Raw genomic sequence first — 22645 nt, forward strand, 5'->3', positions numbered from 1 at the left:
AACTCCCCCAGAGGGGGGACCCCCAACAGGCTGAGTGTGCCTGGGCCCGCGCTGGAAAGGGACGGCAAACGGGTGGATGGGTGGGTGGGAAACACCGCTTGGGCTGGACGGGCCTTGTCCTCGAATGCCGGGCGGGCTGGGTGTGACTGGCGTGCGCTGGAAGGAGACAGCGAACGGACGGGTGGGTGGGAAGCACCGTCCGGGCCGGAATGGCCGACGGCCCGGCCACCTGGTGGGGTGGGCCGGGCCGTCGGGGGTGGTCAGGCCTCCACGGAGTCCGTGACCGTGGCCTTGCGGGTGGCACGGCGCCTGGGCTTCGCCTCGGTGGCCTCCGGTGCCTGCTCCACGACGACCGCCGGTTCGGCGGTCTTGCGTGCCGTACGACGGCGCGGCTTGACCTCCGCTTCGTCCGCCGCCTGGGCGGGGATGTCAGCGACGACCTCGACCGCCTTGCGTGCCGTGCGGCGGCGGGGCTTGGCCTCGGTCGCCTCGGCGGTGTCGACGGCGGCTTCCGCAGCCGGTGCGGCCGGTGCGGTCGCGGTCGCCTTGCGGGTGGCCGTCCGGCGCGTCGGCTTGGCCTCGGCCGTGTCGAGAGCGGCCTCGGCGGCCGTCTCCGTCGCCTTGCGGGCCGTACGGCGCGGCTTCGCCTCCGTGGCCTCCGGCTCCGGGACGACCGGGGCCTCGGCGGCCTTGCGCGTCGTGCGGCGGCGCGGCTTGGCCTCGGTCGCCTCGGCGGATTCCACGGTGGCCTCCGCGGCCGGAGCCGTCGCCTTGCGCGTCGTACGGCGCTTCGGCGCAGGTGCCTCGGCCGAGGTCGGCTGGGCCGGGATGTCGGCCGTCTCCGCCACGACCACCGGTTCGGCGGCCTTGCGGGTCGCGCGGCGACGCGGCTTCGCCTCGACCGCCTCGGCGGTGTCGAGGGCTGCCTCGGCGGCCGGCGCGGTCGCTGCCGTGGCCTTGCGGGGCGCACGACGCGGCTTGGTCTCGGTCGCCTCGGCCACCTCGGTGACCTCTGCCGTCTCCACGGCGGCCACGGCGGCCTTGCGGGTCCGGCGGGGCTTGGTCACCTCGGCCTCCGGAGTCTCCGGGACCGTCTCGACCACGGCCACGGCGGGCTCGGCGGTCTTGCGTGCCGTGCGGCGGCGGGGCTTGGCCTCGGTCGCCTCGGCGGTGTCGACGGCGGCTTCCGCAGCCGGTGCGGCCGGTGCGGTCGCGGTCGCCTTGCGGGTGGCCGTCCGGCGCGTCGGCTTGGCCTCAGCCGTGTCGAGAGCGGCCTCGGCGGCCGTCTCCGTCGCCTTGCGGGCCGTACGGCGCGGCTTCGTTTCCGCGACCTCCGGCTCCGGGGTGACCGGCGTCTCGACGACGTCGACGACCGGCTCCGCCGCCCTGCGGGTACGGCGACGACGCGGCTGCTCCTCCGGCGTCCCGACCGCGACAGCCTCCACCGGAACGACCTCCACCGGAGTGACCGGAGTGACCGGGGTGACCGGCGCGGCCTCCGCCGGCCTGCGGGTGCGGCGGCGGCGCGGCCTGTCCGATGCCTCGGGGGCCGGGCTCTCCGCCGGGACGACGGCGGCCTCGGCCGACGGCTCGACGAACGCCGTCGCGGGGGCCACCATTTGCTCCGGGGCGGCACCGCGCGTACGGCGCCGGCGGCGCGGGGTACGGCGCTCGGTCGGCTGCTCGGACGAGGCGAGCGCCTCGTTGGCCGAGGTGGTCGGCGCGGCCGACGTGACCGGAGTCGTCGGCGCTTCCGCGGCGGCACCGCCACGGGTACGGCGGCGACTGCGCGGCGTACGCGCAGGACGCTCGCGCTCGGCCTGCGGAGCCGAGGCGACCGCCGGGCCGGAGGAGTGACCGGAGCGGCCACCGCGACCGCGCGGACCACCGCGTCCGCCCGTCTCGCCGAGGTCTTCGACCTCCTCGGCGCCCAGGCCGGCACGCGTGCGCGCCGAGCGCGGCAGCACACCCTTGGTGCCGACCGGGATGTTCAGTTCCTCGAACAGGTGCGGGGACGTGGAGTACGTCTCCGGCGGGTCGTTGAAGTCCAGCTCCAGCGCCTTGTTGATCAACTGCCAGCGCGGGATGTCGTCCCAGTCGACCAGCGTGATCGCGATGCCCTTGGCGCCCGCGCGGCCCGTACGGCCGATGCGGTGCAGGTACGTCTTCTCCTCTTCGGGAGACTGGTAGTTGATGACGTGCGTGACGCCCTCGACATCGATACCGCGCGCGGCCACGTCCGTGCAGACGAGGACGTCGACCTTGCCGTTGCGGAAGGCGCGCAGCGCCTGCTCACGGGCGCCCTGGCCGAGGTCGCCGTGGACGGCGCCGGAGGCGAAGCCGCGCTGCGCGAGCTGGTCGGCGAGATCGGCCGCCGTGCGCTTCGTACGGCAGAAGACCATGGCCAGTCCCCGGCCGTCGGCCTGCAGTATGCGCGCGACCATCTCGGGCTTGTCCATGTTGTGCGCGCGGTAGACGAACTGCGCGGTGTTCGCGACCGTCTTGCCCTCGTCGTCCGGCGCGGCGGCGCGGATGTGCGTGGGCTGCGACATGTACCGGCGGGCCAGTCCGATGACCGCGCCCGGCATGGTCGCCGAGAACAGCATCGTCTGACGGCGGGCCGGCAGCATGTTCATGATCTTCTCGACGTCGGGCAGGAAGCCCAGGTCGAGCATCTCGTCGGCCTCGTCGAGGACGAGCGCGCGGACGTGGCTCAGGTTCAGCTTCTTCTGGCCCGCGAGGTCGAGCAGGCGCCCCGGGGTGCCGACGACGACGTCGACGCCCTTCTTGAGGGCCTCGACCTGCGGCTCGTACGCCCGGCCGCCGTAGATGGCGAGAACGCGCACGTTACGGACCTTGCCGGCGGTCAGCAGGTCGTTGGTCACCTGCTGGCACAGCTCGCGCGTCGGGACGACGACGAGCGCCTGCGGCGCCTCGGTGAGCTGCTCGGGCTTGGCGCGGCCGGCCTCGACGTCGGCGGGGACGGTCACGCGCTCCAGGAGCGGGAGTCCGAAGCCGAGCGTCTTGCCGGTGCCGGTCTTGGCCTGGCCGATGACGTCCGTGCCGGTGAGGGCGACGGGGAGGGTCATCTCCTGGATGGGGAAGGGGGTGATGATGCCGACGGCTTCGAGCGCCTCGGCGGTCTCGGGAAGAATTCCGAGATCCCGGAAAGTCCTGGTCAGGGCAGTGCCTCTTCTGTGTGCGCGGTGCGAGGCGAGCGCGGGGGTCGTGTCGGGACCGGGCCGGGAACTTCGGCCGCCTCATGGGCGGGCCGAGTGGCACGGGACCACTGCCGACGCTCTGAGCGCTCGTACCGCTGAGGGTCCCTCCGAATGCCGTACGCATGGTGCCGTACGGATGAGGAGAGCTGTCGGGTCGGAGCCGATCGGGCCACCGACCGGGCATCCTCATTCGTGTGGCCCGTCGAGATACGTCTTTCACCTCAGCGAGCGCAATACCACCATACCCCGGAATCGCGCACATGCGATGGCCGATTCGGTCACGTCATGGTCGTCACAGTGATTGAACAGCGACTTCCGCCTTGTGGTGGGCGGGCTATTGTGCGCTTCATGACGACGTCTGACAACGCTTCCGGTACGCCCGAGACCCCCGACGAAAGCGCGGCGGACGCCGCTCCCGCACCCACCGGAGTCGCAGCCCAGGACTGGGATCAGGCGGCCACCGACCCGCAGTACCGGGCCGCGGTCGTGGATTTGCTCGGCGCGCTCGCGTACGGCGAACTGGCCGCGTTCGAGCGGCTCGCCGACGACGCCAAGCTGGCGCCGACCCTCGTCGACAAGTCGGAACTGGCCAAGATGGCGTCGGCGGAGTTCCACCACTTCGAACGGATCACGAACCGCCTCACGGAGATCGGCGCCGACGCCACACAGGCGATGGAGCCGTTCGTCGCCGCGCTCGACGGCTTCCACAAGCAGACGGCGCCCTCCGACTGGCTGGAGGGACTCGTCAAGGCGTACGTCGGTGACTCGATCGCCAGCGACTTCTACCGTGAGGTCGCTGCCCGCCTCGACGCGGACACCCGGCAGTTGGTGCTCGCGGTCCTCGACGACACCGGGCACGCGAGCTTCGCCGTGGAGAAGGTGCGCGCGGCGATCGACGCGGATCCTCGGTTGGGCGGACGGCTCGCGCTGTGGGCGCGGCGGCTGATGGGGGAGGCGCTGTCGCAGTCGCAGCGGGTTGTGGCGGACCGGGACGCGCTGTCCACGATGCTTGTCGGTGGTGTCGCGGACGGGTTCGACCTCGCGGAGGTCGGGCGGATGTTTTCCCGGATCACCGAGGCGCACACCAAGCGGATGGCTGCGCTTGGGCTGGCCGCCTAATTTGCTCCGCGGGTCGGGGAGTCGGCTGCGGGTCCGCTGTGGCTGGTCGCGCCCACGCGGCGGAGCCGCAAATGTCAGAGCCCCGCGCCCCTTCGGGGCGCTACGGCTACGCCGGCGCCGATGATCGGCGGAGTCTCGCCTTAGGGCGCAGCAGCAGGGAGACGGAGGCCGCCGATACCGCTGCCGCGCCCAGCAGGATCAGTACGAAGTGGCCGGAACTCAGCGCGCTGTGTGTGAGGAAGGCGCCGAACATTGCTCCGGCCACGCCCGTCGAGAGGACCAGCGGGCGTGCGGGGAGGCGGTCCGGCAGCCGGTGGGCCGCCGCCCATGCCAGGGCGAGGCCGAGGATCGCGGAGCCGAGTGCTTCAAAGAACATGTCGGGGTCCCTCCCACAGCCTGCCTGCGCGTCTTCGCGCGTGACGTTCTCAGCCCGTCATACCCGTGACCTGGGCAGAGCAACCCACTTGTAAGGGTGACGTGTGGTCAGTCCGTGAATACGGCCATGTGTGCGGGCGGGGGTGGCGACACGGGTGGGGCCCGGCGGTTCGAAACCGCCGGGCCCCACCCGTATACCTGCTCCTGCGCGACCTACAGCGCGCTGAAGCCCACCTTGCGGACCGTCGGCTCACCCAGCTCGACGTACGCGAGTCGGTCTGCCGGGACCAGGACCTTTCGGCCGTGTTCGTCCACGAGGCTCAGCAGCGCCGACTTGCCGGCCAGCGCGTCGGACACCGCGCGCTCGACCTCCTCGGCGCTCTGACCGCTCTCCAGAACGATCTCGCGGGGCGCGTGCTGCACGCCGATCTTGACCTCCACGGCTATGTCCCTCCGACGGTCAGTGAAGTGCGCGGGCTTCCGCGCCGTACCCAGCACACATTAGCCCGGTGAGGGGATCTACATGTTCCGCCCGGGAACGCCAGGAGCGAACAGCCGACGGGAACAAACGGGCGGTCAGTGTTGATCGGTGCCGTGCAGCGGGAAACCGGCGATGCCGCGCCAGGCCAGCGAGGCCAGCAACTGGACCGCCTGATCGCGCGGGACACTGCGGTCGCTGTGCAGCCAGGACCGCGCCACCACCTGGGAGAGGCCGCCAAGACCGGAGGCCAGCAGCATCGACTCCGGGCGGGAGAGGCCGGTGTCCTCCGCGATGACCTCGCAGATCGCCTCAGCGCACTCGTTCGTCACCTTGTCGACGCGCGCGCGCACGGCGGGCTCGTTCGTCAGGTCGGACTCGAAGACCAGGCGGAAGGCGCCGCCGTCGTCCTCCACGTACGCGAAGTAGGCGTCCATCGTCGCCCGGACGCGCTGCTTGTTGTCCGAGGTAGAGGCCAGGGCCACGCGGACCGACTCGATCAGTGCCTCGCAGTGCTGGTCCAGCAGGGCGAGGTAGAGGTCGAGCTTGCCCGGGAAGTGCTGGTAGAGCACCGGCTTGCTGACCCCGGCCCGTTCGGCGATGTCGTCCATCGCGGCGGAGTGGTAACCCTGCGCCACGAACACTTCCTGGGCGGCCCCCAGTAGCTGGTTCCGCCGGGCGCGACGCGGCAACCGCGTGCCCCGCGGGCGTGTCGCCTCAGTCTGCTCGATGGCTGTCACGGCGCCTCCCAATTTCGTCCACATGCGGTGTGCGCCGCGCCGCCATCGTACTTTTCGGTAACCCCGCTGTGCGCGGTGCGAGACCAGAAATTTCCTCGACCGAGCGACTGCGTCTTCCGGGCTATCCGCTCGAATGGCGACAAATCCCTTGCTTGCCGCGGAGCGCGAAGTGCGCGGTGGCGGTTATCGGTAGTCGTCCTCGTCCAGTTTCACGGCGCGGGCCTGTTCCGCGAGGTCGGCCTCGTTCGCGCGATCGGTGTTCTCGCCGGTCAGTGGGACGTCGTGACCCGGGGTGAGGTCCGTGCGCTGCTCGGCGGCGTCGGCCTCGGAGGCTTCGACGTCGGATCCGGCGCTGTCCTCGCCCTCGTAATCCTCACGGTCCTTGATTTCCCCGATTTCCCCGAAGATGTCGGGGTCGGTGGGGTCGGCGGCCATGCTGGGCCCCCTTCCCGGGGTGAGTTTGGTGCGGGTGCCCTGTTAAGAGCGTAGGAGACACGGGATGGGTACGCCAGGTGATCAGAGCGCCGGGTCTGACCTGTGATGCCGAACACACGAGCCACTGCGTGATCGTCTCGTAACATTGCCGCATGTCTTCGTCCGAGCTGCCGTACGTTTCGGCCACCAATGTGCTTCCGAAGGTGACGCCCGTCAGGGTCGCCGAGGGCGAGCGGCTGCGCTCGGTCGGGCTGCCGGGGATCACCCTGACCGTGCGCTCGCGGCCTCCCGCGCGCGAGGGGCTGCCGCCCGCGCTGTACGTCCACGGTCTGGGCGGTTCCTCGCAGAACTGGTCGGCGCTCATGGCGCTGAACGAGGAGCTCGTCGACGGCGAGGCCCTCGATCTGCCGGGCTTCGGCGACTCCCCGCCGCCGGACGACGGCGACTACTCGGTCACCGGGCACGCGCGTGCCGTCATCCGCTACCTCGACGCCTCCGCGCGCGGACCCGTGCATCTCCTCGGCAACTCGCTGGGCGGCGCGGTGTCGACCCGTGTCGCGGCGGTCCGGCCCGACCTCGTCAGGACGGTCACGCTCATCTCGCCCGCGCTGCCGGAGATCCGCGTGCAGCGCAACGCGGTGCCGACCGCGCTGCTCGCCCTGCCCGGGGTGGCCCGTCTGTTCACCCGGTTGACCGAGGAGTGGACCGCCGAACAGCGCGTCCGCAGCGTCACGGCGCTCTGTTACGGGGATCCTGAGCAGGTGACGCCCGAGGGATTCCGCGAAGCGGTCGAGGAGATGGAAAGACGGCTTCAACTGCCCTACTTCTGGGACGCGATGGCACGTTCCGCGCGCGGGATCGTGAACGCGTACACGCTCGGCGGGCAGCACGGGCTGTGGCGCCAGGCCGAGCGCGTGCTCGCGCCGACGCTCCTCGTCTACGGCGGCCGTGACCAGCTCGTCTCCTACCGTATGGCCCAGCGCGCGGCCCGTGCCTTCCGTGACTCACGGCTGCTCTCGCTGCCCGACGCCGGGCATGTGGCGATGATGGAGTACCCGGAGACGGTCGCCGCGGCCTTCCGTGAACTGCTGGAGGAAACAAGTGAGTTGAAAGCGGATGCCGGTAGTGTGGCAGCAAGGAAGGTCGGCAGCCGGGCCGACGCCGCGAACGCTGGGAGCTGAGACGCGAGGTGGGACGTCACAGCCGCCGCGGGCGAACCGGTGGCAGCGCCAGTACGGGCGACAAGCCGAACATCCCTGTGGCCCCACAGGGACAGCAGCCTCAACAGGGGCATGGCGCACCCCGTTTCACCGTTCCTGACGGAACGCCCGCCCATGGGTTCCCGCGTCTTCCGGAGGGCCCACCCACCCACGGCCATCCCCATGTCAGGGGAGGCGGGCACCCCGAGCAGCGGGAAACCGGCGGTGGCTGGGGCGAGTTCGGCGGACGGCCCGGGGCAGGGCTCGGAACAGGGCCCGGAGTGGGGCCCGCCATACCGCGTCAGCGTCCCGCGCCCCCGAAGCCTCCCGGTCCCCGGCAGGCGTACGTCGACGCCTTCGACGGAATCGGCCTGCCCGGCCCCGCCGCCGAGGACGTCGACCGCTTCGCGCCGCCCCGCGCGCGGACACCGCACCCCGCCGGCCTGTACGTTCCGCCCGCCGAGGTGGCGGTCAAGGGCAGGGGCGGCATCAAGGGGCGGGCGGTCACCGGGATCGCGGCTGCCGCCGTCACCACCGTGCTGGCGGTCGTAGTGGCCGGACAGGTCACCGGCGGCGAGGACGACGGCGGCGGTGTGCGGCCACAGACCGCGATCGGCTCGGACCACGGCGTCCAGGGCTCCGGGGACTCCGCGGTGGGCGCCGATGGTCTCCCCGCCGCGCCCGACGCGCCGGCCACGCTGGCGACACTGACGTACGACCAGAAGATGGCCAGGACGTACACGCTCCGAGCGGACCTCAAGGGCTCGGGGACGTTCGACGCGGTCCGTGGGTTCGCCAAGGCGCCGGGGGCGGGGCGGAAGTACACCTACCGGGTCGACGTCGAGCAGGGGCTCGGACTCGACGGGGAGCTGTTCGCGCAGGCCGTTCAGAAGACGCTCAACGACGAACGGAGCTGGGCCCACGGCGGTGGCCGTACGTTCGAGCGGATCTCCTCCGGCACGCCCGACTTCGTGATCACGCTGGCGAGCCCGGGCACCACCGCCTTCTGGTGCGCCAAGTCCGGTCTCGACACCACCGAGGACAACGTGTCCTGCGACTCCGCCGCCACCGACCGCGTGATGATCAACGCCTATCGATGGGCGCAGGGGTCCGTGACCTACGGTGACAAGATCCACGCGTACCGGCAGATGCTGATCAACCACGAGGTCGGCCACCGCCTCGGCTACGGGCATGTGACCTGCGACAAGGACGGGGACCTCGCCCCGGTCATGCAGCAGCAGACCAAGTTCCTCGACCACGACGGGATCCACTGCCGGGCCAACCCCTGGCCGTATCCCGGGAGTTGACGCGCGGCTCAGGGGCCACGTTGACATGGGTGGAAAGTTCGTTCATATTTTTGCGCATGTGGTCTAGTCATGCTGTCCGTCGCGCCGCCATCGAGCTGGCGCTGATCGGCGTGACCCCGCTCTGCGTGGCCGACATTCTCTGTCGCTGACACCTGCCCCCGGCGTGTGTGTCGCGACGTCCTCCTCTGCCGTCACCGACTGACGTCTGACATCTGATATTTGATGTCCGTCATTCGTCATCGGCCGCGGTTCTCGACGACCTGATGCGACCCACCTGACGCCCGGGCAGACGTGTGTTCACTCCCGTCTCACTCCTCGTCATTCCGTCTCATCATTCGAGAGGTCGTTTTCCGATGCGCCAACCGTCCGTCAGAGCGCGCCGCGTCGCTGCGGTGTCCGTCAGCCTGTTCCTGGCCGCGGGCGCAGCCGCGTGCGGCCCGAAGGACAACGATGCCAAGGGCGCGGGCGGCGGCGACTCCAAGCCGCAAAAGGGCGGCACGCTCACCGTCCTGAACTCCAACCCGCAGGAGGACTTCGACCCCGCCCGGCTGTACACCTCCGGCGGCGGCAACGTCCCCTCGCTCGTCTTCCGTACGCTCACCACGCGCAACCGCGAGAGCGGGGCGGCGGGCGCGAAGGTCGTCCCCGACCTGGCCACCGACACCGGGCGCCCGAGCGAGAACGCGACCGTGTGGACGTACACCCTGAAGGAAGGGCTGAAGTTCGAGGACGGCTCGCCGATCACCAGCGCCGACATCAAGTACGGCATCGAGCGCTCCTTCGCCCCCGAACTCTCCGGTGGCGCCCCCTATCTGAGGGACTGGCTGATCGGCGCCGCCGACTACCAGGGCCCCTACAAGGACAAGGGCAAGGGACTCGACGCGATCGGGACGCCGGACGCGCGCACGATCGTCTTCCATCTGAACAAGCCCGAGGGCGAGTTCCCCTACCTGGCCACGCAGACCCAGTTCACGCCCGTACCCAAGGCCAAGGACACCGGGACGAAGTACGAGGAGCACCCGGTCTCGTCGGGGCCGTACAAGGTCGTCAGCAACGAGGGCGACGGTGAGCGGCTGATCCTGGAGCGCAACACCTACTGGTCGGCCGCCACGGACGAGGAGCGCAAGGCGTACCCGGACAGGATCGACGTACGGTCCGGGCTCGACTCGTCGGTGATCAACCAGCGGCTGTCGGCGTCCCAAGGGGCGGACGCCGCGTCCGTCACCACGGACACCAACCTTGGCCCCGCCGAGCTCGCCAAGGTCTCCGGCGACAAGGAACTGGCCGCGCGCGTGGGCACCGGGCACTTCGGCTACATCAACTACATAGCGTTCAACCCGAAGGTCAAGCCGTTCGACAACATCAAGGTGCGTGAGGCGATCTCGTACGCCATTGACCGCACGAGCGTCGTCAACGCGGCCGGCGGATCGTCGCTCGCCGAGCCCGCCACCACCTACCTGCCGGACCAGAAGTCCTTCGGATACACCCCGTACGACCACTTCCCGGCAGGTGCCTCCGGGAACCCGGCGAAGGCCAAGGAGGTGCTGAAGGAGGCCGGTTACCCGAACGGGCTGACCGTCACCCTGACCCACTCCAACTCCAAGGACTTCGAGACCAGCCCGGAGATCGCGACCGCCGTCCAGGACGCCCTCAAGAAGGCCGGCATCACGGTGAAGCTGGACGGTCTCGAGGACAACGACTACCGCGACACGATCCACGACGCGAAGAAGGAGCCCGGGTTCTTCCTCGCCCACTGGGGTGCCGACTGGCCCTCCGGCGGTCCCTTCCTCGCCCCGATCTTCGACGGCCGACAGATCGTCAAGGACGGCGCGAACTTCAACAACGGCTTCCTCGACGACAAGTCGGTCAATGCCGAGATTGACGCGATCAACAAGTTGACCGATCTTGACGCTGCCGCCAAGCGGTGGGGCGCGCTGGACAGCAGGATCGGCGAGCAGGCCCTGACCGTGCCGCTGTTCCACCCCGTCTACAAGCGCCTGTACGGCAAGGACGTCAAGAACATCGTGATCAGCGACTGGACGGGTGTCCTGGACATCTCCCAGGTCTCGGTGAAGTGACGACGCCGTGAGCGAGGTTCTTCTCGCCTCCCCGGCCGCCGGAACGGGTGCGACACCCGTCCCGGCGGCCTCGGGGGCCCGTCAGTTCTGGCGGCGGCTGCGTACGCGGCGCGCCGCCCTCGTCGCGGCGGCCGTCGTCGCGCTGCTCGTCCTGGTCGCGGTGGCCGCACCGCTGTTCACCGCCGTCGAGGGCCAGGACCCCACCACCTACCACCCGGCCCTCGTCGACTCCGCGCGCGGGGGAGTGCCTGTCGGTTCCTTCGGAGGCATCAGCGGTGACCATTGGCTGGGCGTCGAACCGCAGACGGGGCGCGACCTGTTCGCCCGGCTCGTCTACGGGGCCCGGGTCTCGCTGGGTGTCGCGCTCGCGGCGACCCTCGTCCAGGTGTTGATCGGCGTCGTGGTCGGCATCGCGTCCGCCCTTGGTGGTCAATGGGTTGATCAACTGTTGAGCCGTCTCACCGACGTCATCATCGCCCTGCCACTGATGATCATGTCGCTGGCCCTGCTGGCGATCGTGCCCGGCAACTTCCCGCGGCCCGTTCTCGTCGCCCTCGTCATCGGGCTGATCGCCTGGGGCGGGATCGCGAAGATCGTGCGCGCCCAGACGCTCACCCTCAAACAGCTCGACCATGTGGCCGCGGCCCGCCTCAGCGGCTGGGGTTCCTGGCGGATCGCCCGTCGCGAGCTGCTGCCCGGCCTCGCCGCGCCCGTCATCACGTACGCCGCGCTCCTCGTCCCGTCGAACATCACGGTCGAGGCCGCCCTGTCCTTCCTCGGCGTCGGTGTGAAGCCGCCGACACCCTCCTGGGGGCAGATGATCACCGCCGCCGACGTCTGGTACCAGGCGGCACCGCAGTACCTGCTGCTGCCCGCGGGCGCCCTCTTCCTGACCGTCCTCGCCCTCACCGTCCTCGGCGACGGCATACGCACCGCCCTCGACCCGCGCGCGGCCTCACGCCTGCGCGTCGGCACGGGCCGCAGGCGCGAGGCCAGGGTCAAGGACGCCACGGGGGAGACTGCAACGACGGCAACGGCGGCGAAGACAGGGGCCGGCGCATGAACCTCTCCGGCTTCGGCGGGTTCGTGGCCCGCCGTGTCATCGGCGCGATCATCACCCTCTTCGCCATCTCGGTGGTCATCTACGTCGTCTTCTACGTCGCCCCCGGCAACGTCGCCCAGATCACCTGCGGCCCGCGCTGTTCCCCCGCCCAGGTGCACCAGGTCGCCGAGCAACTGCGCCTCGACGACCCGCTCTACCTGCGCTACTGGCACTTCCTCCAGGGCGTCTTTGTCGGCCACGACTACTCGACCGGTACGTCCGTCGAGCACTGCCCGGCACCCTGCCTCGGGCTCTCCTACCAGAGCGACCAGCAGGTCACGGAGCTGATCCTGGCGAAGCTGCCGGTCACCGGCTCGCTCGCGCTCGGCGCGATGGTGCTGTGGCTGCTCATCGGCGTCGGCACCGGTGTCCTCTCGGCGTGGCGGCGCGGCCGGCCCACCGAGCGCCTGCTGACCGGTCTCACCCTGGCCGGCACGGCCACGCCGGTCTTCGTCATCGGGCTGATCCTGATGATCGTCGTCTGCGGCCAGCTGGAACTCCTGCCGTTCCCGCAGTACGTGCCCTTCGCCGACGACCCCGAGCAGTGGGCCTGGAACCTGCTGCTGCCCTGGCTGTCGCTGGCTCTCATCGAGTCCGCCAAGTACGCCCGCCTGACCAGGGCGTCGATGCTGGAGACACTCGCCGAGGACCACGTACGCACCTTCCGCGCGTACGGCGTCGGGGAGCGGTCGATCATCGGGCGGCACGCGCTGCGCGGTGCGGTCGGGCCCCTGATCGCCCTGAGTGCCACGGACTTCGGGTCGATGTTCGGTGGCGCGGTCCTCACCGAGACGCTCTTCGGGCTGCCCGGCCTCGGACACGAACTCGTCGAGGCGGTCAAGGTCGTCGACCTGCCGGTGGTCGTCGGCATGGTCCTGGTGACCGGTTTCTTCGTGGTCATCGCCAACGCCGTCGCGGATGTGCTGTACGCGGTGGCCGATCGACGGGTGGTGCTCGTATGAGCCTGGACAAGGCCTCGGTTGAGGCCCCGGTGAAGGACGCCGTGAAGGACGCTGTGACGGACGCGGAGGGCGAGGCGCTGGTCGAGGTCGAAGACCTGACCGTCGCCTTCGGCTCCCTGCGGGCCGTGGACGGGCTGTCGTTCCGCCTGGAGAAGGGCGCCGCGCTGGGCCTGGTCGGCGAGTCCGGCTCCGGCAAGTCCACGGTCGCGTCCGCCCTGCTGGGGCTGCATCGCGGTACGGGAGCGGAGGTCGGCGGCACGATCCGGGTCGCCGGCACCGATGTACAGCGGGCGTCCGAGACCGAGTTGCGGCGGCTGCGCGGGGCGCGGGCGGCGATGGTCTTCCAGGACCCGCTGTCCTCCCTCGACCCGTACTACGCGGTCGGCGACCAGATCGCCGAGGTCTACCGGGTGCACACGAAGGCGTCCAGGCGGGCCGCACGCGCGCGTGCCGTCGACGTACTGGACAGGGTCGGAATTCCGGACGCCGTACGGCGGTCCAGGTCCCGGCCCCACGAGTTCAGCGGCGGGATGCGGCAGCGCGCGCTGATAGCCATGGCGCTCGCCTGCGAGCCGGACCTGCTGATCGCCGACGAGCCGACGACCGCGCTCGACGTGACCGTCCAGGCCCAGATCCTCGACCTGCTGCACACCCTGCGCGCGGAGACCGGCATGGGACTGCTCCTCGTCACGCACGACGTGGGTGTCGCGGCGGAGAGCGTCGAGGACGTGCTGGTGATGCGCCACGGGCGGGCCGTCGAGCACGGTCCGGTCGCGGCCGTACTGGGGGCGCCCGCCCAGGAGTACACACGTCAACTGCTCGCGGCGGTACCGCGCGTGGACGCGAGGCGGGAGTCCGGGGACGCCTCAGGATCCGGCTCAGGATCCGGCTCAGGATCCGGCGAGATCGTCCTGGAGGCCGTGGGCCTGCGGCGCGAGTTCGGGCGCGGGAAGCGGGCGTTCGCGGCCGTGGACGACGTGTCGCTGGCGGTGCGCCGGGGCGAGACGCTCGGGATCGTCGGTGAGAGCGGCAGCGGCAAGACGACGCTCGGGCGCATGCTGGTCGGGCTGCTGGAGCCGACGGCGGGCGAGGTGCGGTACGAGGGGCGGGTGCGCTCCGGGGCCGGTCCGGCCGTCCAGATGGTCTTCCAGGACCCGGTCTCCTCCCTCAACCCCCGCCGCAGCGTGGGCGAGTCGATCGCCGACCCGCTGCGGGCGCGCGGCGAGAGGGACGAGGCCCGTGTCCGGGAGCGGGTGGGGGAGCTGCTGGAACGCGTGGGGCTCGACCCGGCGCACTTCGACCGCTACCCGCACGAATTCAGCGGAGGCCAGCGTCAGCGCGTGGGCATCGGACGGGCGCTGGCCGCCGAACCGCGCGTCATCGTCTGCGACGAGCCCGTGTCGGCCCTCGACGTCACGACCCAGGCCCAGGTGGTGGCCCTTCTCGGCGAGTTGCAGCGCGAACTCGGCCTCGCGCTGGTGTTCGTCGCCCATGACCTCGCCGTCGTACGGCAGGTCAGCGATCGCGTCGCGGTGATGCGGCGGGGACGAGTCGTCGAGTCGGGCTCCGCCGACGAGGTGTACGAGAACCCCCGAGACCCGTACACCCGACAGTTGCTGGCCGCCGTACCCGCTCTCGATCCCGCGGTCGCGGCCCGGCGCCGTGCCGTCCGACGGGAGTTGGCCCCGGCGTGATCATACGTTTGTCCGTGACCATGCGCGCATAACTGATCTCTTAGCGCGACAGAACGCGAGCCGCACGGGAAAGTTACGACCGTTCACCCCTTTTGGTGGTGCGACGGACAACCGTCCATCGCACCACCGTCATGTCCGCATACGTTCGTCCCGCTGCGAGCCGCCGGGTCAACGGCGGCTCCCCATACGGGAGATCGGGGGTGTGCTCGTGCGCATCGGACTGCTGACGGAGGGTGGCTATCCGTATGTGAGCGGTGACGCCAGACTCTGGTGCGACCGGCTCGTGCGCGGACTCGGCGGGCACGAGTTCGACATCTACGCGCTCAGCCGCAGCCAGCGGCAGGAGGACGAGGGCTGGATCGAACTGCCGCCGCAGGTCAACCGGGTCCGGACCGCCCCGCTGTGGACGGCCGAGGACGACGGAGTGGTCTACGGCCGCCGTGCGCGAAGGCGATTCGCCGAGGCCTACGGCGAGTTGGCCGCCGCCCTGTGCGGCGGGCCCGACACGGGGAACACGTCGGACGGAGCAGACCCGTCCACCATTGAGGCGGACCGTTTCGGCAGCGCGCTGTACGGGCTCGCCGAACTGGCCCGGGACGAGGGCGGCCTGGTCGGAGCGCTCCGCTCCGAAGCCGCCGTCCGCGCACTGGAGCGCGCCTGTCGTGCGCCCGGCGCGCTCGCAGCGGCGCGCGAGGCGCGCGTCTCGGATCTCCTCTCCGTCGCCGCGCATCTGGAGCGAGCCCTGCGCCCCCTCTCGCTCGACTGGTACGAGGGCGACGGGCTCGGCTCGGTCGACCTGTGCCACGCTGCCGCGGGCGGCCCGGCCGCGCTCCCCGGACTGGTCGCCCGCCACTTCTCCGGCGTACCCCTGCTGGTCACCGAGTACGGGGTCCCGCTGCGGGCGCACTACCTGGCCTCCGGCGCCGACGACGGCGCCCCGGCCGTACGGTCCCTGCTCGCCGCCTTCCACGGCGGACTGGCCTCGGAGATCTACCGGCGGGCCGTGCTCGTCACCCCCGGCAACACGCACACCCGCCGCTGGCAGGAGAGATGCGGGGCCGACCGGGAGAAGCTGCGGACCGTGTACCCCGGCATGGACGCGTCCCACTTCGCCGAAGTGGGCGAGTCGCCGGAGGCGGCGGACCCCGACACGCTGATCTGGGTCGGCCGTATCGAGCCCGCCAAGGACCTGGTCTCCCTCCTGCACGCCTTCGCGGAGGTCCGCAAGGAGGAACCGCAGGCCCGCCTGCGCATCGTCGGCGCGGCCACGGGAGCCGAGAGCGAGGCATACCTCGGCCACTGCCGGGCACTGGCCGCGCAGCTCTTCCCCGACGAGGCCGAGGACATTCACGCGGTCGGCGACAACCCCGTGTCGTTCGAGGAGATCGGCGGCCCGGAGGCACCCACGCTCGCGGAGGCGTACGCGGCGGGCGCGGTCGTCGTCCTGTCGAGCGTGGTCGAGGGCTTCCCGATCAGCCTGGTCGAGGCCATGTTCTGCGGCCGGGCGACGGTGTCGACGGACGTGGGCGCGGTGGTCGAGATCATCGGCGGTACGGGGCTCGTGGTGCCCCCGCGCAACCCGCGGGCGCTCGCGGAGGCGTGCGTGGCCCTGCTGCGCGACCCGGCGCGCCGCGAACGCCTGGGCGCCGCCGCCCGCGCCCGCGCCCTCGAACTGTTCACCGTCGAGCAGAACGTCGAGGCATTTCGCGGCATTTACCTGGAGGTCGTCTCGCGCTGCCCCGTCAGCGAAGTGGTCCTCGACGGCGCCGGTGAACCGCTTCCGTTCGCCGTCCCGGCGGAGGCACACGTCCCCGGCCGCTGGACGCACGCCGGCATGCGAGTGGTGGCCCGGGGCGGGCCCGGGTGGACGACAGGACACGCCTCCGCACCGGTACAGGCGACCCCCGTACCCGCCGGGGAGGGCGCGCGATGAGGGAGCTGGGAGAACTGGACCGCCCGGGGGCACCGGACAGCCCCGGAACCTGGGACGAACATGTGGACGAGTTGCTCATGGGCGCCCCGGAGACGCACGTACGGGACACGGACGCGGACCCGACGCGGACGCGGCCGGCCGCACCCTCCACCCCGGCCGCGCGCCGAGGGACCGCGGACCCCGTGAAGGCACTCATGCAGCGGCACCGTGAGCTGTGCGAGCGGGCGGTGGACCCGCTGGAGATCGCCGCCGGCCTGGAGGCCCATGGCGTGACGGACCGTACGGCCGCCCGCTTCCGCCACCGGGACGTGTTCTCCCTGGCCGAGGAGATGTACGCCCGGGTCTCCCGGGAAGCGGACACGGCACCGAGGCCCACCCCGTCGCCCGCACCCCGCGTACGGGCCGACTGGGTCCTGCTCTCCCTGCTCCCGGGCGCCCTGTGCGCGGCCACCGTGGCCGGGCTGCGCCTCACCGGGGGCCGGGTCCGGCCGGCCGTGGCGATCCTGGGCGCCCTGGCCGTCGCGCTGGCCGTACGCGCGGCACTGGGCCGGGGGCCGCTGGGCCCCAGGTCCCACCCGGCGTCCCCCGGCACCCGCCCGAGCGGCACCCCGGGCTCCACGCGCGTGTGGACCTGCTGGCTCCTCGCGTACGCGCTCCTGGGCGACGACCTGCTCACCGCCGCGCTGACGGGTGTCGGCCCCGGCGGCCTCCCGGCAGCCGTCCGGGACCTGTCCACCGCCCCTGTCCTGGCCCTCACCCTGGCCTGTGCGCCGGCCGCCTGGTGCGCCCACCTCTTCGCGGCCGGAGCCCGCCGCAAGCTGACCGCCAGCCGTGGCCTGGCGGACTTCACGGCAGCCGTGAAACCCCTCCTCCTGGGCGCTTTCGCCCTGTTCCTCTGCGCGTCGGCGGCGCTCGTGGCGATCTCCGCGACGATCCTGCGCGAACCGGCGGCCTGGACCACCACCGTCACCCTGGGTGCCCTGCTCCTCCTGGCCCGCCTCCTCACGGCACACGGCTTCACCCACGCCCCGGCGGTGGTCCTCGGCGCGGCATCGGCGACGGAGGCGACCGCGCCGGCCACCGCCTTCGCGTCCCGCCTCCCCGGCTGCTCCTTCCTCGCCACCCCGGTGGACACGGTCGTGGCCGCCTGGGGCCCCGCAGCCATCCCGGCCGCGGCCTGCTCGGTGGCCGCACTGATCCTCCTGCTCCACGCCACCCGCACCCTGACCAGGGCGTCGGCGCACGCCATCGCGGGTGAGCCCGGATGACGTCCAGGACCCACGACCACGGCAGGCGATCGATTCCGCAGCGCCCGGCCCTCCATCACGAACGAACCCGCACCACCCAAAGGAGTACACCGATGAACACCTCCCGACCCGGAGCCGGAGAATCCGCCGAGGGAGCCGTCCGATGAGGGTTCTGCTGATCGGAGCCAACGGCTATCTCGGCCGCTTCGTCGCCGACCGACTGCTCGCCGACCCGGCCGTGCAACTCACCGCTCTCGGCCGCGGCGACGACGCCGACGTCCGGTTCGACCTCGCGTCCGGCAGCCCCGGCGCGCTCACCCGCTTCTTCGACGCCGTCCACCCCGGAGTCGTCGTCAACTGCGCGGGCGCCACCCGCGGCGGGGCCCGCGAACTCACCCGCCACAACACGGTCGCCGTCGCCACCGTCTGCGAGGCCCTGCGGCGCAGCGGCTGCGGCGCCCGGCTGGTCCAGCTCGGCTGCGGCGCCGAGTACGGCCCCAGCCAGCCCGGTTCCTCCACGGCCGAGGACGCCGTCCCCCGCCCCGGCGGCCCGTACGGCGTCAGCAAGCTCGCCGCCACCGAACTGGTCCTCGGCTCCGGTCTCGACGCGGTCGTCCTGCGCGTCTTCTCACCGGCCGGGCCCGGCACGCCCGCCGGCTCCCCGCTCGGCCGGCTCGCCGAGGCGATGCGCCGCGCGATGCAGTCCGGCGACGGCGAGCTCAAACTCGGCGGCCTGGGCGCGCAGCGCGACTTCATCGACGTACGGGACGTGGCCCGGGCCGTGCACGCCGCCTCGCTGTCGGCAGCGCAGGGCGTCATCAACATCGGCTCCGGGCGGGCCGTGCGGCTGCGCGACGCCGCCTCTGTCCTCGCCCGCGTGGCCGGGTACGGCGGCGCGCTGCACGAGCTCGACGCTCCGCCCGGCCCCCTGCGGACGTCCATCGGCCATCCCCGCACCGACCCGGACCACGCGGCCCCGGTCGCGTATCCGTACCCCGACGGCTGCGGCAGTTGGCAGCAGGCCGATGTCCGCACCGCGCGCGACCGGCTCGGCTGGCGGCCCCGGATCAATCTGGAGGAGTCCCTCGCCGACATCTGGATGGAGGCGGCATGCCGCATCTGACCAGCGCCAGGCAGGGCACCGCGAGCACCGGCGTGCGCACCGGTTTCGGCATCCCGGGTTTCGCACACCCCCTTGTCGCGCCGACCGAGTGGGGCGAACTCACCCGCCCGGGCACGCCCCTGCACTGGGTCGTCCTCAACGTCGCCGACGGTCCCGGCAGCCGCCCGGACCCGCACTGCCTGGAGGCCGTCGGCCGGCTGCGCAACGCGGGTGTGCGGGTGCTCGGCCACCTCGACACGGCCCACGGGGCCCGCACGCACGGTGAACTGAGCACCGAGGCACAGCGGTACCGCGACTGGTACAAGGCCGACGGCTTCCTCCTGGACCGCTGCCCGGCCGACCGCGCCGCGCTCCCGGAGATCCGCCGTACGGTCGGCGCGCTCCGGGCGGCGGACGGCGACGCCCACATCGTCCTGGGCCACGGCACCCATCCGCACCCGGACTACGCCGAGCACGGCGACCAGCTCGTCACGTTCTCCGGCCACTGGAGCGACTACCGCTGGTCGCAGGTGGCCGAGTGGACCGCAGACCATCCGCCCGAACGCTTCTGCCACTTCGTGCACGGGCTGCCGCTCGGCCATCTCGACGAGGCGCTGCGCGTCGCCCGCTGGCAGGGCGCCGCCACGATCTACTTCACCGACAGCACGGACCGCGGCGGCCGTGCCGACCCCTGGGAGACGATGCCCGGCTACTGGGACGACCTCGTCTCGCGCCTCGGAACGGGTGTCTCGGAATGAAGAAGGGCGTGGCAGTGTTACGGGGAGAACAACTGTAGTGATTGACCGACCAACGGAGTCCCCGTGTCGCTGCCACCCCTGGTCGAGCCCGCTGGCGAGCTCACCGTAGACGAGGTCCGCAGGTACTCCCGCCACCTGATCATCCCCGATGTGGGGATGGACGGGCAGAAGCGGCTGAAGAACGCCAAGGTGCTCTGTGTGGGCGCCGGCGGCCTGGGCTCGCCGGCGCTGATGTACCTGGCCGCGGCGGGCGTGGGCACGCTCGGCATCGTGGAGTTCGACGAGGTCGACGAGTCGAACCTGCAGCGCCAGATCATCCACAGCCAGGCGGACATCGGCCGCTCCAAGGCCCAGTCCGCCCGTGACTCGGTGCTGGGCATCAACCCGTACGTCAACGTCGTCCTTCACGAGGAGCGGCTCGAAGCCGAGAACGTGAAGGAGATCTTCAGCCAGTACGACCTGATCGTCGACGGCACGGACAACTTCGCGACCCGCTACCTGGTCAACGACGCGGCCGTCCTGCTGAACAAGCCGTACGTCTGGGGCTCGATCTACCGCTTCGACGGACAGGCCTCCGTCTTCTGGTCCGAGCACGGCCCCTGCTACCGCTGCCTCTACCCGGAGCCCCCGCCGCCGGGCATGGTTCCCTCCTGCGCCGAGGGCGGCGTCCTGGGCGTGCTGTGCGCGTCCATCGGTTCCATCCAGGTCAACGAGGCCATCAAGCTCCTCGCGGGCATCGGCGAGCCCCTCGTCGGCCGCCTGATGATCTACGACGCACTGGAGATGCAGTACCGCCAGGTCAAGGTCCGCAAGGACCCGAACTGCGCGGTCTGCGGCGAGAACCCGACCGTCACCGAACTCATCGACTACGAGGCCTTCTGCGGTGTCGTGTCCGAGGAGGCCCAGGAGGCGGCGGCCGGCTCGACGATCACTCCCAAGCAGCTCAAGGAGTGGATCGACGACGGCGAGAACATCGAGATCATCGACGTCCGCGAGATCAACGAGTACGAGATCGTCTCGATCCCCGGCGCCAAGCTGATCCCGAAGAACGAGTTCCTCATGGGCACCGCCCTGTCGACCCTCCCGCAGGACAAGAAGATCGTCCTGCACTGCAAGACGGGTGTCCGCAGTGCGGAAGTCCTCGCGGTCCTGAAGTCCGCCGGTTTCGCCGACGCCGTCCACGTCGGCGGCGGTGTGATCGGATGGGTCAACCAGATCGAGCCGCACAAGCCGGTTTACTGACCCGCGGTTCATCCTTTCGTTCGTCCTGTCCGGCCGGCGGGGGTCTCGCGCACCACGGGTGCCCGGGGCCCCCGCCGCCGTCATGAACAGACCTTGCCGTCCCGTGGCACCCTCCCGGCCAGCAGATACGCGTTCACCGTGGAGTCGACACAGCCGCTCCCACTGCCGTACGCCCCGTGCCCCTCGCCCTTCCACGTCAGCACCGCGCCGACGCCCTTGCCCAGCTCGTCCGCCATCCTGCGCGCGCCCTCGTACGGCGTCGCGGGGTCCCCGGTGTTGCCGACCACCAGGACGGGCGGAGCGCCCGGCGCGCCGACCTCCGGTGTGTCGTACTGACCGGCGACCGGCCAGTCGTGGCACCAGCCGGCCGCGTCCCAGCCCATGAACTCCCCGAACACGGGCGAGATCTTCCGGAACTCGGGCAGCAGCTTTCTGGTCTGCGCCGCTGTGGGCCGCTGCTTGTCGTCCAAGCACGATATGACCCGTTGGGCATGTGTCGTCGTGCCGTAGTGCCCCGAGGCGTCGCGGTCGTTGTAGCTGTCGGAGAGCGCCAGCAGATCAGATCCGTCGCCCCGCTCGGCCGCCGCCAGGGCGCCGGTCAGCGCCGGCCAGCTCTGCTCGCTGTACAGCGGCACGATGATGCCGGTGACGGCCAGGCCCTGGGTCAGTTTCCGCCCGGAGGACGTGGGCAACGGCTCGGTGTCGATCCGCTTCAGCAGGGCCGCGATCCTCCCCGAACCCCGGTCCGGGTCCTGACCCGTCGACTTCAGGTAGTCGTCGAGGGCGCGCTGGAAACCCCGGGCCTGGTTCTTCGCGTGTCCCACCATGTCGGTGCTCGGGTCGACGACGGCGTCCAGGACCAGCCGCCCCACGTTCTCCGGGAACAGGTGGGCGTAGACACCGCCGAGTTCGGTGCCGTACGAGATGCCGAAGTAGTGCGTCTTCGTGTCGCCCAGAACCTGGCGCATCAGGTCCATGTCGCGGGCCGAGTCGGTCGTCGAGACATGCGCGAGGAGGTTTCCGGCGGCCTTTTGGCAGCCCTTCCCGAAGTCGGCCGCGTCCTGGAAGTACGCCTTCTCCTCGGCCGCGTCGTCCGGCGTCGGGTCCACCGACTCGGCGGCCTGGATCGCCTTGTCGCTCCGGCAGCGCACGCCCTCGCTGGCCCCGACCCCGCGCGGGTCCCAGCTCACCAGGTCGTAGTGCTCCCGGAGCGCGGAGACCGTACCGGCGTAGGCGGGCATCACGGATACGCCCGACTGGCCCGGTCCGCCGAAGTTGAACAGGAGGGACCCGATGCGGCTGCCTCCGGTGGCCCTGGCCCGGATCAGCGCCAGGCCGATGGTCTCGCCGCCGGGCTCCGCGTAGTCCAGCGGCACCTTGAGCGTCGCGCACTGCCAGTCGCTGCCCGGCGTGGGGGAGTCCGACGTGCCCTCGCAGCGGCCCCACCCGAGCTTCTGCGAGGTCAGCGAGGCGGGCAGCTCCGGCGAGGCCCGGGACGAGGACGCCGCCGACGCGGGCGGGTCGGCGCCGGACCCCTTGCCGTCACCGCTGCGCGACGCGCTGCCGCTACAGCCGGCCAACAGCAGCACGGCGGCGGTGGCGGCCGTCCAGCGTACGAAACGAGACATGAGCGCTTCTCCCCCCTGTGAGCCG

The 22645-nt window shown here is 71.5% G+C and carries 19 protein-coding genes; 13 read left to right on the forward strand and 6 right to left on the reverse strand.

Going from position 1 to position 22645, the window contains the following annotated elements:
• Window positions 1-260: 260 nt before the first annotated feature.
• Window positions 261-3089, reverse strand: coding sequence for a DEAD/DEAH box helicase (locus tag AOK08_RS18435; protein WP_055527009.1), 2829 nt, complete (start codon window positions 3087-3089; stop codon window positions 261-263).
• Between the two features lie 471 nt (window positions 3090-3560).
• Between AOK08_RS18435 and AOK08_RS18440 the strand changes: the two genes are divergently transcribed.
• Window positions 3561-4340 (forward strand): ferritin-like fold-containing protein, encoded by a 780-nt coding sequence (locus tag AOK08_RS18440; RefSeq protein WP_055527012.1) that lies wholly within the window; start codon window positions 3561-3563, stop codon window positions 4338-4340.
• 106 nt (window positions 4341-4446) lie between these two features.
• Here the strand turns inward: AOK08_RS18440 and AOK08_RS18445 are convergent, their stop codons facing one another.
• The 4 genes from AOK08_RS18445 to AOK08_RS18460 all read right to left on the reverse strand — a co-directional run bounded on the left by AOK08_RS18445 (window position 4447) and on the right by AOK08_RS18460 (window position 6368).
• The gene (locus tag AOK08_RS18445) at window positions 4447-4716 is read right to left on the reverse strand and encodes a hypothetical protein (RefSeq protein WP_055527013.1); all 270 of its coding nucleotides are present in this window, start codon (window positions 4714-4716) and stop codon (window positions 4447-4449) included.
• A gap of 212 nt (window positions 4717-4928) precedes the next feature.
• Entirely contained in the window at window positions 4929-5156 is a 228-nt protein-coding gene (locus AOK08_RS18450; protein WP_055527016.1) for a DUF3107 domain-containing protein, read from the reverse strand.
• A gap of 135 nt (window positions 5157-5291) precedes the next feature.
• Window positions 5292-5933 (reverse strand): TetR/AcrR family transcriptional regulator, encoded by a 642-nt coding sequence (locus tag AOK08_RS18455; protein ID WP_055527018.1) that lies wholly within the window; start codon window positions 5931-5933, stop codon window positions 5292-5294.
• 183 nt (window positions 5934-6116) lie between these two features.
• Window positions 6117-6368 (reverse strand): hypothetical protein, encoded by a 252-nt coding sequence (locus AOK08_RS18460; RefSeq protein ID WP_055527020.1) that lies wholly within the window; start codon window positions 6366-6368, stop codon window positions 6117-6119.
• 152 nt (window positions 6369-6520) lie between these two features.
• Here AOK08_RS18460 and AOK08_RS18465 point away from each other — a divergent pair, with 152 nt between their 5' ends.
• The 12 genes from AOK08_RS18465 (at window position 6521) to moeZ (ending at window position 20992) form a co-directional block, all read left to right on the forward strand.
• Complete coding sequence (locus tag AOK08_RS18465) at window positions 6521-7549, forward strand: alpha/beta fold hydrolase (protein ID WP_055527021.1); 1029 nt, start codon at window positions 6521-6523, stop codon at window positions 7547-7549.
• A gap of 71 nt (window positions 7550-7620) precedes the next feature.
• Entirely contained in the window at window positions 7621-8874 is a 1254-nt protein-coding gene (locus AOK08_RS18470) for a DUF3152 domain-containing protein (RefSeq protein WP_422125751.1), read from the forward strand.
• Window positions 8875-8930: 56 nt separating this feature from the next.
• Complete coding sequence (locus AOK08_RS48715; protein WP_319210749.1) at window positions 8931-9023, forward strand: Ms4533A family Cys-rich leader peptide; 93 nt, start codon at window positions 8931-8933, stop codon at window positions 9021-9023.
• 204 nt (window positions 9024-9227) lie between these two features.
• Complete coding sequence (locus AOK08_RS18475; protein ID WP_055527023.1) at window positions 9228-10952, forward strand: ABC transporter substrate-binding protein; 1725 nt, start codon at window positions 9228-9230, stop codon at window positions 10950-10952.
• Window positions 10953-10959: 7 nt separating this feature from the next.
• A complete protein-coding gene (locus AOK08_RS18480) occupies window positions 10960-12015 on the forward strand; it encodes an ABC transporter permease (protein ID WP_055527026.1) in 1056 nt (351 codons plus the stop codon).
• Window positions 12012-13016 (forward strand): ABC transporter permease, encoded by a 1005-nt coding sequence (locus AOK08_RS18485; RefSeq protein ID WP_055527028.1) that lies wholly within the window; start codon window positions 12012-12014, stop codon window positions 13014-13016. Before AOK08_RS18480 ends, AOK08_RS18485 begins: the two co-directional genes overlap by 4 nt.
• Entirely contained in the window at window positions 13013-14710 is a 1698-nt protein-coding gene (locus AOK08_RS18490; protein WP_055527031.1) for a dipeptide ABC transporter ATP-binding protein, read from the forward strand. Before AOK08_RS18485 ends, AOK08_RS18490 begins: the two co-directional genes overlap by 4 nt.
• 208 nt (window positions 14711-14918) lie before the next feature.
• Complete coding sequence (locus tag AOK08_RS18495) at window positions 14919-16643, forward strand: DUF3492 domain-containing protein (protein ID WP_055527079.1); 1725 nt, start codon at window positions 14919-14921, stop codon at window positions 16641-16643.
• Window positions 16640-17911 carry a hypothetical protein gene (locus tag AOK08_RS18500; RefSeq protein ID WP_055527033.1) on the forward strand — a complete coding sequence of 424 codons (1272 nt, stop codon included), beginning with the start codon at window positions 16640-16642 and terminating at the stop codon, window positions 17909-17911. The genes AOK08_RS18495 and AOK08_RS18500 overlap by 4 nt, the downstream gene beginning before the upstream one ends.
• A gap of 142 nt (window positions 17912-18053) precedes the next feature.
• Window positions 18054-19013, forward strand: coding sequence for an NAD-dependent epimerase/dehydratase family protein (locus tag AOK08_RS18505; protein WP_055527035.1), 960 nt, complete (start codon window positions 18054-18056; stop codon window positions 19011-19013).
• Window positions 19001-19750 (forward strand): spherulation-specific family 4 protein, encoded by a 750-nt coding sequence (locus tag AOK08_RS18510; RefSeq protein WP_055527037.1) that lies wholly within the window; start codon window positions 19001-19003, stop codon window positions 19748-19750. Before AOK08_RS18505 ends, AOK08_RS18510 begins: the two co-directional genes overlap by 13 nt.
• 63 nt (window positions 19751-19813) lie before the next feature.
• Window positions 19814-20992 (forward strand): adenylyltransferase/sulfurtransferase MoeZ, encoded by a 1179-nt coding sequence (moeZ, locus tag AOK08_RS18515; protein ID WP_055527040.1) that lies wholly within the window; start codon window positions 19814-19816, stop codon window positions 20990-20992.
• A gap of 80 nt (window positions 20993-21072) precedes the next feature.
• Here the strand turns inward: moeZ and AOK08_RS18520 are convergent, their stop codons facing one another.
• Window positions 21073-22620, reverse strand: coding sequence for an alpha/beta hydrolase (locus AOK08_RS18520; RefSeq protein WP_055527042.1), 1548 nt, complete (start codon window positions 22618-22620; stop codon window positions 21073-21075).
• Window positions 22621-22645 lie beyond the last annotated feature (25 nt).

The organism is Streptomyces graminilatus, from assembly GCF_001418565.1.
Taxonomy (GTDB): domain Bacteria; phylum Actinomycetota; class Actinomycetes; order Streptomycetales; family Streptomycetaceae; genus Streptomyces; species Streptomyces graminilatus.